The following is a 15,952-nucleotide window of genomic DNA, read 5'->3' as shown; positions in this document are numbered from 1 at the left end:
TAGAAAAAATTTTATAGAACAAAGAGGAATAAAAATTAATTAAGGGGTTTATGAATATATTTAGTAAAATTCAATTATTATTACAATTTAGAGTTTTTCTAGTTTTTTTTTCAGGATTTTTTTTTGGTTTCATTTTTTCATTTTTATTATATATATTTTTATTTATAAAAAAAATTAATAAAGATCAAAACAATAATCTAATTCCAAAAAATAATTTAAAAAGCCAAGAAATGATGAATTTGATTAAAGATACGCAAAATAATTTTGTAAAAGATATAGAAAAAAAAAATGATGAATACATATTTTTTTTATTAAAAAATTCTAAAGAGTTAATTTTAAAAATATCTTCTAGTTTTTATCCTAAATCTAACTTTCCTTATTTAGAATTTACTATTGAAGAAAGTTTATCTTTGATTCAATATATACATAAAAGGATTGATGAATTATTTCAAAAAAAAATTATTTTTATGTTTAGAAAAATAACATTAAGAAGAATTTTTCTTTTAAGGCAACGTATGATTAATAAAAAAAACATTGATAAATTAAAAAAAACTAATAAATTATGGAATATGTTTTCAAATGTAATAAATGTTATAAATCCTTTTTATTGGTTAAAAAAAGTTTTTTTGAATAATTTATATAATGTTTTGATTAATCATATAGGTTGCGCTATTATTTCAATTTTAGGGGAAGAAGTTTATAAAATTTATAGTAAAACTTTATTTCAATCTGAAAAAAACATTATAGATAATTTTTTAGAAGATTTGCAAAAAGAACTAGATAAAAAGGAATAAATAAAAAAATTAGGTTTAAATAAAATTATGTTTTCTATTATACAATGGTTTCCTGGTCATATGAAAAAGACTTTAGCAGAAATAAAGATTCATCTTAAATTAGTAGATATTATTTTAATTATTTTAGATGCTCGTATACCTATTTCTAGTATGAATTTAGATCTTTTAAAAATTTTAAATAATAAACCAGTATTAATTTTATTGAATAAAATGTCTTTAACTGATTTAAATAAAAATCATCTTTTTGAAAATTTTTTTAATAATAGGGACATTGAAACCTTGTTGATAGATTCTAAATATAAAATTAATATACAAAAAGTTTTTATTAAAATAAAAAGATTATTGAGTCAGAAAAAATATAAATACCCAACAAAAACATTGAAAATGATGGTAGTGGGCGTTCCGAATGTAGGTAAATCTACTTTTATTAATTGTTTAGCGAAAAGAAAAGCTACTATAGTGGCTAATAAACCTAGTGTAACTAAAAAATTACAATGGATAAATTTACCTAATAATATAAAATTATTAGATACTCCGGGTATTTTATATCCAAAAATAAATTATTTACAAATAGCTTATTCTCTTGGTCTTTGTGGTTGCCTTAAAGAAGAAATATTACCTAAAGAAGAATTAGTGAAATATTTTTTATTTTATCTCAAAAAATATTATTGTGAGAAATTAAAAAAGAATTTTTTTTTAAATGAAATCGAAATTAAAGAAAAAGATTTATTAAAAACTATAATAAAAAAAAGATATAATGAAAAAATATTTTTTAAAAATAATTATTATGATTTTATATATCAAAACAATGTTATTGACAAAATTTTTGCTGAAATAAGAAGTTTAAAAATAAGTCAAGTAAATTTAGATTTAGATTTAATTTCTTTATTTAAAATTTAATAAAAACATATTGAAAAAAATATTATGAAAGGAAGTTTATTTTTTGATGAAATCTCAAGTTATTATAGTTGAATCACCATCAAAAGTTAAAACACTTAATAGTTTTTTTGAAAATAAAGTTTTAATTATTTCATCTAAAGGACATATTAGAGATTTATCATATAAAGGAAAGGGCAATTTAGGAATAGATATCGAAAATAATTTTAATCCTGATTATTTAATTATTCCTAGACAAAAAAAAACAGTTCAACAGATTATTAAAATGACAAAAGGAAAACAGATTTTTTTAGCAACAGATCCGGATAGAGAAGGAGAAGCTATAGCCTGGCATTTATCTCAGATACTAAAATTAAAAAAAACAGATAAAAATAGAATTATTTTTAATGAAATTAATAGAGAAGTAGTTTTAAAAGCTTTTAAAAATCCTGTCTCTATTCAACAAAATTTAGTTGATTCACAAGAAGCTAGAAGAATATTGGATAGAATTATTGGTTTTAAATTATCAAATTTAATTAGAAAAAAATCTGCTAAATCTGCAGGAAGAGTTCAGTCTGTTGCTTTAAAGCTTATTGTAGAAATAGAAGAACAAAGAAAAATATTTATACCCCAAAAATACTTTTTAGTTAAAGCTATTTTTAGTGAATTTCAAGCTATTTTAAAAATAGATAAAGAACAAAAAATTAAAGATGAAGAAAAAGTTAATCAAATTATTGCTGAAATAAAAAATAGAAAATTTCTATTAACTAAAATTAATAAAAAAAAAATTGTAAATAAAACTCCTAAACCTTTCATCACTGCTACATTACAACAAGAAGTTTTTAAAGTTTTTTCTATGAGTGCTAAAAATACTATGTTGCATGCTCAAAAACTTTATGAAGGGATCAAAATAAAAGATAAAATCATAGGTTTGATTACTTATATGAGGACTGATTCAACACGAATATCTTCTGTTTTTGCTAAAGAAATTAAAAAGTTTATTATTGAAAAATATGGTGAAAAGTATTTATTAAAATCTGAACAAAAAGAGTTTCAAAACAAAAATATTCAAGATGCTCATGAAGCTATTAGGCCTACAGATATTAAAAGAACTCCTGAAATTTTAAAAAAATATTTAAATAAATATGAATTCTTTTTATATGAAATTATTTATAAACGTGCTTTAGCTAGTTTTATGTCTAATTCTATTTTCGAAAAAACAGAATTTTTTTTAATTATAAAAAAATATATTTTTGTAGCCGAAAATAATCAAATGATTTTTGATGGTTTTAATAAAATATTAAAAATATATTCTAAAAATGTTGATTTATCTTTTTTAAAAATAAATGAAGAATATTTACCCGCAAAAATCAACAAAATATCAAAAGAAACTTCACCTCCTTCTTATTTTACTGAAGCTTCTTTAATTAAAAAATTGGAATATTTAAAAATTGGAAGACCTTCAACTTACGCATATATTATTGAAACTTTAAAAAAAAGATTTTATGTTATTATAGAAAATAAAAAGATAATTTGTACTGAATTAGGAATATTAATTAAAAAAACTTTAGAAAAATTTTTTCCTTCTATTATTAACGTAAAATATACATCTCAAATAGAAAAAAAATTAGATGATATCTATTTTGGTAGAATAAATAAATTAGACTTTTTAAAAGAATTTTATGATAATTTTATTTTTTTATGGTCTATAGCGAATAAAGAAATAAAACAAAAAAATATTATGACTGAAGAGAAATGTTCTTTATGTAATGGTTTTTTAGTCAAAAGACAAGGACGATATGGTTCATTTTTAGGCTGTAATTCTTTTCCTAAATGTCATAATATAATTTCTTTGAAAAAGAAACAAAAAAATATTATGGTTAAGGAGAAATGTTCTTTATGTAATGATTTTTTAGTCAAAAGAAAAGGCCGATATGGTTTATTTTTAGGCTGTAATTCTTTTCCTAAATGTCATAATATGATTCCTTTAAGTTTAAAAGATAAAGAAAAAAAGAGGTAGTTTTTTTATGTTTAATTTATTTAAAAAAATATTTAAAAAATTTAAAAAAAAAGATAAGTTAAAATATTTAGGTGATTATTCTCTTGAATATGATTTTTCACAATGGAAAGAAAAAGTTCTTAAAAATCCTTTTATTGATTTAACATTATTAAATGATTTAGAGGTTTTTTTCATTAAATTCGATATTAGTATAGAAACTTCTGCTTATTTAATTTCAGAAATAAAAAATCAAATTCAACATCAACAAATTAAAAACTCTATTTCACTATTACCCTTGATTAAGAAAACTATTTTATCTTTTTATCAAAAAGTAGATATGAATAATGAAGTTAAACAAACAGAATTTAATGAAAAAAAAACTAAGTTATATTTATTTATTGGAGTAAATGGATCTGGAAAAACTACTACTATAGGTAAATTTGCATTTCTATTAAAAAAAGAAGAAAAAAATATTTTATTAGTTGCCGGAGATACTTTTAGAGATGGAGCTATTGAACAACTTCAAATATGGGGTAAAAAAACCAAAAGCGAAGTTTTCTTGAATCATAATGTTAAGACATCTAAATTATTTTTTGATTCTTTGAAGTACGCAGAAACCAAAAAATTTGATTTTATTTTATGTGATACTTCAGGAAGATTACAGAATAATATTAATTTAATGAATGAATTAGGTAAAATTAAAAAAATTTTAGATAATAATGTTTTTATCAAATTTAATTATAAAACTTTTTTAGTTATAGATTCTATGACTGGCCAAAATGCTTTAAATCAGGTAGAGATATTTAATAAAACTATGCCTATAGATGGTGTTGTTTTAACTAAATTTGATAATATATCTAAAGCAGGTATAGTTTTAAATATTAAATATTTATATGGTTTAGAAACAAAATATATTGGTATTGGTGAAAAAATAAATGATTTAGTTGATTTTAATATAGAAGATTATGTTGATTATTTATTAAAATAAGTTAGTAATAATTTTGAATTAATGTTAATATTTAGTTATTTTAATAAAATTAAAATATTTTTCAAAAAAAGGAGAAATACATTATAAATATGAGTTTTTTAAATGAATCTTTGCAAAAAATAATTAGCAAAATAAAAGGGAAAAAATATATTAAAGCAGATGATATTGAATTAATTATGAAAGATATTAATTTAGCTTTTATAAAATCAGATATTAATTATGAAGTAGTTGTGAAATTTAATGAATTAATTAAACAAAAAGCTTTAGGAGAAAAAGTTTTAAAAGGGTTAAATCAACAACAACAAATTATAAAAATTATTAAAGATACTTTAATTGATATTTTAGGTTCTAAAGAAAAATTTTTAAATTTAAATAATAATAATAATTTAAATATTATTCTTTTGATAGGATTACAAGGAAGTGGTAAAACTACTACTGCTGGTAAATTATCTCTTTTTATTCAAAATAAGTTAAATAAAAAAGTTTTATTAATTGCAACTGATATTTATAGATTTGGAGCTATTGATCAATTAATTCAAATAGGTAAAAAAATTAATATTCCTGTTTTTTTTCAAAGAAATGAAAAAATATCTAAAATTATCGATAATGGCTTAGATTATGCACAAAAAAATAAATTTGATACAGTAGTGATAGATACTTCTGGACGTTTAACTATTGATGAAAAAATGATTCAAGAATTACAAAATATTAAAAAACAAACAAATCCTTCAGAAATTTTAATTGTTTCAGATGCTATTTTAGGACAAGAATCTGCTAATGTAGTTAATAGTTTCCATAAACAAATATTAGCGACAGGTGTTATTTTAACAAAAATGGATGCTGATATTAAAGGCGGGGCAGCTTTATCTATTAGATATATAACTAAATTACCTATTAAATTTCTTTCTTCTTCTGAAAAGTATGATGATGATAATTTTGAAATTTTTTATCCAGAACGTATTGCATCTAGAATTTTAGGAATGGGTGATATTTTAACTTTGATAGAAAATGTTGAAAATAAAATTAATTCTGAAGAAGAGAAAAAAATTATAGAAAAAATTTTAAAAACAGAATATAATTATAATGATTTTAAAAAACAATTAAAGATATTAAAAAAAATTGGTTCTTTTAAAAAAATATTAAATTTTATTCCAGGAATAAATAATACTCAAATAAAACAAATGCCTTTGTTAGAAAATAATATTTTAAATAAATTTGATTCTATAATAGATAGTATGACTCCTAAAGAAAGAATTTTGCCTTATTTGATAGAATCGAACAATAGAAGAAGAAAAAGAATAGCTATTGGTTCAGGAAATAAAATTCAAGATGTGGATAATTTAATTTTGTTTATTAAAAAGCAAAAACAAATATCTAATCAAATGAATCAAATTAAAGATTTTGATAATAAATCTTTAGAAGATTTAATAAAATCTTCAGATTTTTTAGAAAAATTTTTAAATAAAAAATAATAAAGAAAAAAATATTTTTATTTTTTTATTTTATATAGGAATAAATTAAAATATGAAAAATTTAGTTTTAGTAGATGGCAATTCTTTGTTATTTAGAGCTTATTATGCTACTGTTTATAAAAAACAAATATTAAAAAATAAAGAAGGTGTATATATTAATGCTTTATTAGTTTTTATCAACATGTTTAAAAAGATTTTAGAAAAAACAAAAGATAATATTTGTGTTGTGTTTGATTCTAAAGAGAAAACGCAAAAACATGTTCTTTATAATGAATATAAAAAAAAACGTTTGCCTACTCCAAATCAATTAATTTCACAAATTGAACTAATTAAAAAATATTTAAAATTATCAGGTATTAAATATCATTCTCAAAGTGGATATGAAGCAGATGATATTATCGGAACATTAGCTAAAAAAGCTAGTAAAGATAAAATATCTGTTTTAATTTTTTCTAGCGATAGAGATTTTTTGCAATTAATAGATAATAATATTACCATTTGTTTAATTAAAAAAGGATTAAAAAATGTAATTTATTATAATGAAGATATTTTATGGAATGAGTTAAATCTTAAGTCTTATCAAATAATAGATTTTAAAAGTATAGTAGGAGATCATTCTGATAATATTCCAGGAATACCTAGAATAGGACCTAAAACAGCTATAAAACTATTAAATAAATTTGATAATTTAGAAAATATTTTTAATAATTTACAAAATATTGATAATAAAATAAGGGAAAAACTTATTTCTTTTAAAGAAAGGGTTTTTTTTAATCGTTTGTTAGTGACTATAGATATTCTAGTTCCTTTATGTTTTGATTATACTCAAACTAATTTTGAAAAAATAGATGATTTTTTATTAAAAAATTTTTTACAAAAATATAAATTTTTTAAAAAATAAAAATTTGGTATCAAATAAAGTTCATGTTAGAATATTAAAGCATTATATTTATTGATTTAGATTTTATTTAAAATCAAGATAAAATATAATAATTATGTTTATTTTTTTAATTTATTTTATGAACAAAATATTTTACGTTAAAGGAGCAAGAAAATTCAATTTTGGATTAAAAATTTATTATGAAAATTATGTCAGTTAATGCAGGCAGTTCATCTCTTAAATTTGGGCGGAAAAGAGACTTAAATATCTAGTAATCTTACCAATTACACACGTTGTGATAATACGTGACAATCGATAATCGGTTATTTCCACGAAAGAAGAAATAATTAAAGCAGATTATCAAAGTGAAAGACAGACTAAGTAGTTTAGTTAAAGAGCTTTTGCGAATTGAAGATGATAAATGGATAACCTTTGTAAGAGGCTAAGGGAAAAAAAGGCGTTAGCAAAAACTAACAGTTAACTACATTTACTTTGTTATTCTAGGGCGTTTATAAATTTTAAAATTTAATTTATAAAATTATCACATTAGCATTAACCTAGAACCTACCAAAAGAAATGGTATCTAAAACCATCTTATATAAGAAAAATATTTTATATAAGTTGTTTATTTTGGTCATCCCACCTAAAAATCATCAAGGGAGATATTTAAAGTAACTTTCATCTTCCTAAACCTCTTAAGTAGAGGCAAGGAAAAAGCAGAATCATAGTAGTCGAAGGAAATTGAAAGCTAACGTTGGAATACGCTAGTGGACTGACCTTCCAAGGCAAAGGGAAAAGCCCTTTACAAGGCGAAAGAGGAAGTGTAAACGTTTTTTCCACATAGAAAAGGTGAAAAGATATTTTTTTATCATCTAGTAAATACGAATATCTGATCTTTTCAATGATGAGAAAAGAATTATGAAAGCAAAAAGAAGGTTTTTTAGTTTAACAGTCATTTTACTAGAAGGTATAATAAAAAATTTTCTGTGACAGTGAATCAAATCATTTTTTATGTTTAATTCATTTTAGTTTATACAACCGCCGGATGCTTGGAAACTTGCTTGTCCGGTGGTGTGGGGGGCTTATGATAATAAATCCGTCATCTATATACGGTTAAACGTCATAATTCTATCCCGATAAATATATTAAGTATTAAATTATTTAAAAAAATTTTACCTGAAGTTTTACAAGTAGGTGTTTTTGATACTACTTTTCATCAAACAATGGAAGAACAAAATTTTTTATATGCTACTCCTTATAAATGGTATGAATTATATAAAATAAGAAAATATGGCGCACATGGTATTTCTTATAGGTATATTACTGAAAGAGTGGAAAAAATTTTTAAAAATAAAAATTTAAAATTAATTGTTTGTCATGCTGGAAATGGAGTTTCTTTAGCTGCTATTAAAGATGGTAAATCAATAGATACTTCTATGGGTTTAACACCTTTAGAAGGAGTACCTATGGGGACTAGAAGCGGCAATGTTGATCCTACTATAGTTAATTTTATATCAGAAAAAGAAAATAAAACTTCTAAAGAAGTCATTGAGGAATTAAATAAAAAATCTGGTTATTTAGGTATATCAGGTATTTCAAATGATGCAAGAGATTTAGAAAAAAAGATTTTTCAAAATCATAAAAGATCTATTTTAGCATTTAATATTCAAATCAAAAGAATAGTTGATTATATCGCTAGTTTTTATGTTTTATTAGAAGGTGCGGATATTTTAATATTTACTGCAGGTATAGGAGAAAATTCTTCTTTTTTTCGAAAAGAAATTGTTAAACGTTTATCAGTATTAAATATATTTTTAGATCATAAATCAAACGAAAATAATAATACAAGTGAAGAAAAAATAATTTCTGATATAAATTCTAAAACTAAAGTTATGATAATTCCTACAAATGAAGAAGTAATAATTGCAAAAGATGTCTTTTTATTGAAAAAAAATCAAAATATTTAAGATATTATATTTTTTTAATAATTTATTAAATTTAACATATTTAGAGAAAAAATTTGACTAAAATAATTTTAAATAAACTTCATCATGTGATAAATATTATTTTTTTCTAAATAGGAGGAATACTCAAGTGGTCGAAGAGGCATGTTTGGAAAATATGTAGATCTTTAAAAAAGATGCAAGGGTTCGAATCCCTTTTCTTCCGCCATTTTTTAAAAAAATTATTTTAAAAAAAATAAGAAAGTGATAATATAACATGAAGAAATATTTAGATTTATGTCAATTTATAATTAAAAAAGGAGTTTTTCGACAAAATAGAACAAATATTATTACAAAGAGTATTTTTGGTTATCAAATGCATTTCAATTTGAACAATGGTTTTCCTTTATTGACTACTAAAAAAATACATTTAAATTCTATTATTCATGAATTATTATGGTTTATTAAAGGAGATACTAATATTCGTTATTTAGTCCAAAATAATGTTAAAATTTGGAATGAATGGCCATATCAAAAATATATTAAAACAAAATATTTTAAAGGTGAAACTTTAATAGAATTTGTGAATAAAATAAAAGAAAATCCAGAATTTGCAAATAAACATGGTAATTTAGGCCCTATTTATGGAAAGCAATGGCGTGATTTTTCCGGAATTGATCAATTAAGAGAAGTTATTGATGAAATTAAAAAAAATCCTTTTTCTAGAAGATTATTGATTTCAGCTTGGAATGTTCCATTAATAAAACAAATGATTTTGCCGCCTTGTCATGTATTAATGCAATTTTATGTAAATAAAAATCAACTTTCATTACAACTTTTTCAAAGAAGTGCAGATGTTTTTTTAGGATTACCTTTTAATATTGCTTCTTATTCTTTATTACTTATGATGATAGCGCAAATTACTGATTTAAAACCTAATATATTTATTCATACATCAGGAGATGCTCATATTTATTCTAATCATTTAGATCAAATTAAAATCCAAATCCAAAGGAAACCTAAAAAATTACCTAAAATTATTTTAAACCCGAATATTAAAAAAATAGATAATTTTCGAATTTGTGATTTTGTTTTAAAAAATTATAATCCACATAATTTTTTAAAAGGTGAAATAGCAATATGATTTCTTTAATAGTTGCTTTTGATTCTAATTCGTTAATTGGGCATGAAAATATATTACCATGGCATTATCCTGAAGATATTCTTTTTTTTAAAAAAAAAACTTTTAACAAAGATGTTTTAATGGGTTCAAAAACTTATTTTTCTTTAAAAAAATATTATAAAAATAAAAAATTACCTTTTAGAAAAATATATGTTGCTAGTTTTAAAACAAATATTGATTTTTTACATAATAAAGATGAAGAAATTTTTTTAATTAAAAATTTAAATTTTTTTTTGAAAAAAATATTTAAAAATCAAAAAGATATTATAATTATCGGAGGAAGTCAAATTTATGAACAATCTTTGTCATTTGTGGGAATAATGTTTATAACTCATATTTTAAGAAGATACAAAGGTAATAAATTTTTTCCTATTGTTAATTACAATGATTTTATTATAATTAAAAAAAAAATATCCAATGAATTAATTTTCGTTACTTATAAAAGGAAGTAAAAATATGTTTTTTATCATTTTTTTTATTATATTATTTTTATTTTTTTTATTTTTCGGATTAAACAATTTTTGTTCTTATTTTGCCTCTTTTTTGACATATAAAGTTATATTATTTTTTTTAAAAGTTATTTTAAGTATTATTTTTTCATGGATTTTTATTTTTTTTATTTTTTTATTTTGTGTTTTTATAATGAAAAAATTAGAACCAAATCATCCTTTTAAAAAGAAAGTTTTATCTAGTATTTCAGAATTAATAATTAAATTTTTTCGAATTCAAATTAAAGTTTATAATAAACATTATATTCCAGATAAAGGCCAATTAGTTATTTATTCTAATCATAAATCTTTTTTTGATCCTTTTATTTTAGCTTATTTTTTTCCTAGAACTATTACTTTTTCTCCTAAAAATAGTCTTTACAATGGTTTTTTAGGTATTTTTTTAGGTTTTTGTTTTAATTCATTAGATTGTATGCAAATAGTTAGAGGAGATAATAGAGAAACATTTATTAATATCATGAAAACTATAGATAAAATTAAGAAAAATTTTTTAAGTATAGTTATTTTTCACGAAGGAGGTAGAAAAAATAAGAAAAATGATAAAATTATTGATTCTTTAGAAGGTTCTTTTAAAATAGCTTTAAAAAGTGAATCTGCTATCCTTCCTGTTTCTATTAAGGGTTCATCAGATATGATAGGCAAATGTTGGTTTAGAAAAAAAAAAATAGAAGTTTTTGTTCATCCATGTATTGATTTTGAAGATTATAAAGAACAAAAAACACAGAAAATAAACGAAAGAGTCAATAAAATTATTAATTCAGTTTTATAAAGAAATTATTATTTTTATTTTTAAAATTTTGTTAAAAGTTGGTTTATTATATGAAAAATAATTTTTTTAGATCTTTATTCCCTATTTTTAAAACAAATCCCAAAATAGCTTACTTTGATTCGGCAGCAACTTCTTTAAAACCGAAAATAGTTATAGATTCTATAAATGATTTTTATAATTTTAATGGTATGAGTTTTAAAAATGTAGGTGTTTTATCTCAGGAAGTTTATAATTTGTTAATAGAAACTAGAAAAAAAACTGCTTTTTTTATTAATTCTTATCCTGAAGAAGTTATTTTTACAAAAGGAACTACAGAATCTTTAAATATGATATCAAATATTTTAGGAAATAAAATAGGACCGAAAGATGAAATAATAACTTCTCAATTAGAACATAATTCTTCAATATTCCCTTGGATGAGAATTGCTAAGGAAAAAGGAGCTAAATTAGTTTTTATTCCTTTAGATAAAAATAATAAAATAACTTTTTCAAATTTTAAAAAAGTTATTTCTGATAAAACTAAAATTGTAGTTTTGCATCATATTTCTAATGTTTTAGGTTACGAAACTCCTATAAAATTAATTACTCAATTAGCTCATACTAAAAAAGCTTTAGTTATTTTAGATGCTGCACAATCAATGAGTTATAAAAAAATAAATGTTAAAAACATTAATGTTGATTTTATGGCTTTTTCCGCACATAAAATGTATGGCCCTTTCGGAGTAGGAGTTCTTTTTGGTAAAAAAAAATTTTTAAATAAAATTGAACCTTTTTTTGTAGGAAGTATGAATGTTGAAAAAATATTTAAAAAAAAATTTTTTTTTAAAAAATATCCTTTTAAATTTGAAACTGGAACTCCTAATATTAGTGGTATTATAGCTTTTAAAAAAAGTTTAGATTTTATAGAGAAAATAGGTTTTGAAAAAATTCAAAATCATAATAAATTTTTAGTATCAAAAATTACAGAAAATTTAAAAAAAATAAAAAATATTGACATTTTAAATCCTAATGCTGAAAATAATATTATTCTTTGCAATTACAGAAATATTCATGTTCATGATTTAGAAACTTTTTTAGCAAAAAATAATGTTTATATAAGAACAGGACAATATTGCGCTGATTTAGCCTTAAAAATAATTAATAGTAAAAATACAATCAGAATTTCTATTGGTATTCATAATAATGAAGAAGATATTGAAATTTTAATTAAAAGTTTAAAAGAAGCAAATAGATTTTTTATAAAATATCCTATTAGAATTGGAAATAAGATTTGGTCAAATTAGTATTGACAAAATTTTTTTATTTTTTTAAAAAATAAATAATAAAAACTAAAATTAATGAAAAAAACAAAAATAATAGATTACTTAAAATTTTTTAACATTATTTTTTGATAAAATGAATTTTATCTAAAGAAAATTTATCTTCAAAAAATAATTGTGGTTTTACAAAAGAAAAGGTTGTGAAAAATAAACGTATAGAAATATAATATTTATTAATTTCACTTACAGGTTTAGGAATTATTTATAAATTCATTAAAACGTTAAAAAGATTTTCTGCATTTTAATATATGAACTTAAGGCACTATTTGGACAAAAAAATTAATATGATGTATATAATTCGTTTTAGTTAATATTTTTTATTTCTTTTTTGTTTAAAATTACTATATTATCTTCTTTTTGGGCTATTAATTCATTTAAAAATATTGAAGTGATAATTATTTTTTTTGTTTTTCAATTTTATTTTGAGATCCTATTCCTACAAAATCATGAAAAAAACCAAAATTAAGTGACGCTTTAATTTTTATTATTTTATATTTTTTTTAATTCTTCTAAAGAATTAATGTTTAATTTACTATTTAAAGTTAATGTTAGATCTTTTAAAATATTAAAATAATATTCTCTTGAATAAGTTAAGTAGTAGATAAATAAAAACTTTTTTGTTTTATCCGGCTTGTATAATTTTAATTCTATTTTATCATTTAACCTAAAAGAAGAAGAGGCTATATCTTTTTTCTTTATTCATTATTAATATTATTAATAAGTTATTTTGTGAAAAAACAAAAATAAAAAATAAGACAAATAATAAGTAATTTATTTATTTAGTTCTTTTAATAAGAACAGAAAGATTTCAAAAAACTTCTTTATTTATTTATTTTTTCAAAATTTAAAATTTAACTAAAAATTTATTTTTCTTAAAGAAAGATATATTAAAATATTATAAATTCAAATTATAAAAATATTAGTTTCAAAAAAACAAATTGAATGCTATTAATTTAAATATTAATTATGAATTTTAAAAAAAATTTTTTGAAATATTAAAAACAAAACAAAAATCTTTTATTTTAGATTTAAACAAATTAAAAAGATAATTTTTCAAATTTTAAAACTTATTCATTATATTTAGATAAAAAAATTTTTAAAAAAATATATTTGTATCTATATTGTTATTATAATACGATATAATAAAATTGTATCTTTAAAAAATATCAGTTGAATATATTTTAAGTTAAATTTTTTTATTATTGAGATATAATGTATTTTAATCATATACTTATTCTAGTTAGATTGTTATTATAATATTTTTAAGATAAGGAAGATATGTTAGTTTCTTTTAAAAAGAAAGTTATTATTTTTTTATTTTATTATTTTAAATTATTTTTTTGATAGATAATATTTTTTTATTTAATATTTATTTTTTTATTATACTTGTTTGCTTGTTTTTACTGACTTAGAATAATTTTTACTTTATGTTTTTTTGAAGATTTATTTTTTTTAAATATTATTTGAATATTTATAATTTAAATATCTTTTATTTGTTTTTTAATTTAAGAAATAATTTTTTTAAAAAATCAAAAATATTGTAGAATAAAAATATTTTAGGCTATTTTATATTTATTTATTTTAAATTTTAGAAAATAAAATAATAATAAAAAAGGAGAATGTTTCATTGATGGATCAAAATAATAAACAAAAAAATGTTAAAGAATTAAACTCAAATAAAATTAATAAAAAAAATATTAAAAAAATTGTTTTGAAATATATCCATTTTCTTTTAGGAATAATTTTGAGTTTTTATGTTATTATTTCTTTTGTGGATTTATTACAATATGATTTATTAAAAAACTTTATTTCTGAGAAAGATTATGTTTTTCTTGTCAAAAAAGAAATGAAAATGTTATTAAAAATTAGTTTTATCTATTCTATTACATGTATTTTATATAGTTTGATGGTTTTTGCTATTTTTCCATCATCCCAAATTAATTTGTGGAAAATTAAACAACATATTAATTATGGAAAAAAGGAAAAATATTTTATAATCATTAATTCAATGATAACTTATTTTATGTTTCTTACTTTGTTATTTTTTATTAAATATTATATTAACTTTTTTTTAAATTTGTTTCATAAAGAAGAAATAAAAATAAATAAATTATTTTTTTTCATAATTTTTGTTTTTGTAATTATTTTTAATTATTTGATTGATTTACTTACATATAAAAGTTATTGTAAATTTAAAAAAAATAATGAATAATCATTATTTTTTTTTAAATTTAATTAATAATTTTTTCGTCTATATTTTTTCATAATTTTAATATTTTTTTAATTTTTTATTTTATTATATTCAAATATAAAAAATTTTTTATAAAATAAAGAATTTAAAAATTTTAAAGTAATAAAAATATCAAAAATATTTAACAGAAATGAGTTTATATTAAAAAAATAAAAAATAAAATAAATTTTTTCGATTTAATTATGAATTTTTATTTTTTTTAACTAAATTAATATACATTTTATGTAAATATTTAATTTTTCAAATTATAAGATAAAAAATTACATTATTATATTGTTATATTTGAAATTAATTATTCTTAAAATTAAATGGATAAAAAAGATAAATTATAAAAGTTTAAAATATTTAGAAAAAAAGAAAATAAAAAATTGGAGTTTCTTTTTATTTTAGCAATAATGAAATATTTTTTTGTTAATTTTAAATTTAATTAAATTTATTTATTAAAAAATAATCAAAAAGTCCTTAATAATTTTAAAAGTCTTTGTATTAATTCTTTTATTAATAAAAAAATTAAAAATTTTCTAAAAAAAAATATATAATTTTTTATGATAAGTATTTTTTTTAGAAAAAAATATCTTGTCAAAAAAAATATTTTTTTCAAATTTAATTTAAATTTTTTATTTAAATTTATATAATTTTATTTAAATTTAACAAAATTAAAATTAGAAAGAAATAAAAAAATGACATTAAAAGAAAAAATAGACGTTTTGTTAACTGATATTAACAAAATAAAAGATGACACAACAAAATTAAGAGATTCTATTATTCAACTTGAAACTTTCATGAAATAAAAAAATAGAAATAATAAAAATTTTCGACGATCGCAACGTCGATTTTTTTATTTAAAAATAATAAGTATTATTTTTAATAATTATAATAAATAAAAGCACAATTAAAATTATACAGAAAAAAATAATAAAATCATAAGGTTTTTTAAAAAAATTTATATATAAATTATTAAATTTTAAA

At 19.3% G+C, this 15,952-nt stretch carries 11 protein-coding genes, 1 tRNA gene and 1 pseudogene; all 13 read left to right on the top strand.

Annotated elements, in window-relative coordinates:
• Window positions 1-50 precede the first annotated feature (50 nt).
• A complete protein-coding gene (locus DH96_RS01145) occupies window positions 51-794 on the top strand; it encodes a hypothetical protein (protein WP_066540403.1) in 744 nt (247 codons plus the stop codon).
• Between the two features lie 27 nt (window positions 795-821).
• Window positions 822-1,694, top strand: a complete 873-nt coding sequence (gene ylqF, locus DH96_RS01140; protein WP_066540406.1) for a ribosome biogenesis GTPase YlqF — start codon at window positions 822-824, stop codon at window positions 1,692-1,694.
• A gap of 46 nt (window positions 1,695-1,740) precedes the next feature.
• A complete protein-coding gene (gene topA / locus DH96_RS01135) occupies window positions 1,741-3,690 on the top strand; it encodes a type I DNA topoisomerase (RefSeq protein ID WP_066540409.1) in 1,950 nt (649 codons plus the stop codon).
• A gap of 7 nt (window positions 3,691-3,697) precedes the next feature.
• The gene (ftsY, locus tag DH96_RS01130; RefSeq protein ID WP_066540418.1) at window positions 3,698-4,657 is read left to right on the top strand and encodes a signal recognition particle-docking protein FtsY; all 960 of its coding nucleotides are present in this window, start codon (window positions 3,698-3,700) and stop codon (window positions 4,655-4,657) included.
• A gap of 89 nt (window positions 4,658-4,746) precedes the next feature.
• Window positions 4,747-6,129, top strand: coding sequence for a signal recognition particle receptor subunit alpha (locus DH96_RS01125; protein ID WP_066540420.1), 1,383 nt, complete (start codon window positions 4,747-4,749; stop codon window positions 6,127-6,129).
• A 52-nt stretch (window positions 6,130-6,181) separates the two neighbouring features.
• Window positions 6,182-7,030 carry a 5'-3' exonuclease gene (locus tag DH96_RS01120; protein ID WP_066540422.1) on the top strand — a complete coding sequence of 283 codons (849 nt, stop codon included), beginning with the start codon at window positions 6,182-6,184 and terminating at the stop codon, window positions 7,028-7,030.
• 1,100 nt (window positions 7,031-8,130) lie between these two features.
• Window positions 8,131-8,976, top strand: a pseudogene (locus DH96_RS01115) (acetate/propionate family kinase); the annotation flags it as partial.
• 113 nt (window positions 8,977-9,089) lie between these two features.
• Window positions 9,090-9,181, top strand: a tRNA-Ser gene (locus DH96_RS01110).
• Window positions 9,182-9,229: 48 nt separating this feature from the next.
• On the top strand, window positions 9,230-10,096 hold the full coding sequence (locus DH96_RS01105; protein WP_066540501.1) for a thymidylate synthase: 867 nt from the start codon (window positions 9,230-9,232) through the stop codon (window positions 10,094-10,096).
• Window positions 10,093-10,587 (top strand): dihydrofolate reductase, encoded by a 495-nt coding sequence (locus DH96_RS01100; RefSeq protein ID WP_066540503.1) that lies wholly within the window; start codon window positions 10,093-10,095, stop codon window positions 10,585-10,587. Before DH96_RS01105 ends, DH96_RS01100 begins: the two co-directional genes overlap by 4 nt.
• A 190-nt stretch (window positions 10,588-10,777) precedes the next feature.
• Window positions 10,778-11,413, top strand: coding sequence for a lysophospholipid acyltransferase family protein (locus DH96_RS01095; RefSeq protein ID WP_160330319.1), 636 nt, complete (start codon window positions 10,778-10,780; stop codon window positions 11,411-11,413).
• Between the two features lie 50 nt (window positions 11,414-11,463).
• Complete coding sequence (locus tag DH96_RS01090; RefSeq protein ID WP_066540507.1) at window positions 11,464-12,696, top strand: aminotransferase class V-fold PLP-dependent enzyme; 1,233 nt, start codon at window positions 11,464-11,466, stop codon at window positions 12,694-12,696.
• 1,666 nt (window positions 12,697-14,362) lie between these two features.
• Entirely contained in the window at window positions 14,363-14,944 is a 582-nt protein-coding gene (locus tag DH96_RS01085) for a hypothetical protein (protein WP_066540647.1), read from the top strand.
• Window positions 14,945-15,952: the final 1,008 nt, after the last annotated feature.

This window comes from Candidatus Phytoplasma oryzae, assembly GCF_003263355.1.
In the GTDB taxonomy this organism is placed as follows: Bacteria; Bacillota_I; Bacilli_A; order Acholeplasmatales; family Acholeplasmataceae; genus Phytoplasma; species Phytoplasma oryzae_B.
This window is presented reverse-complemented; position numbering and strand designations above follow the sequence as displayed.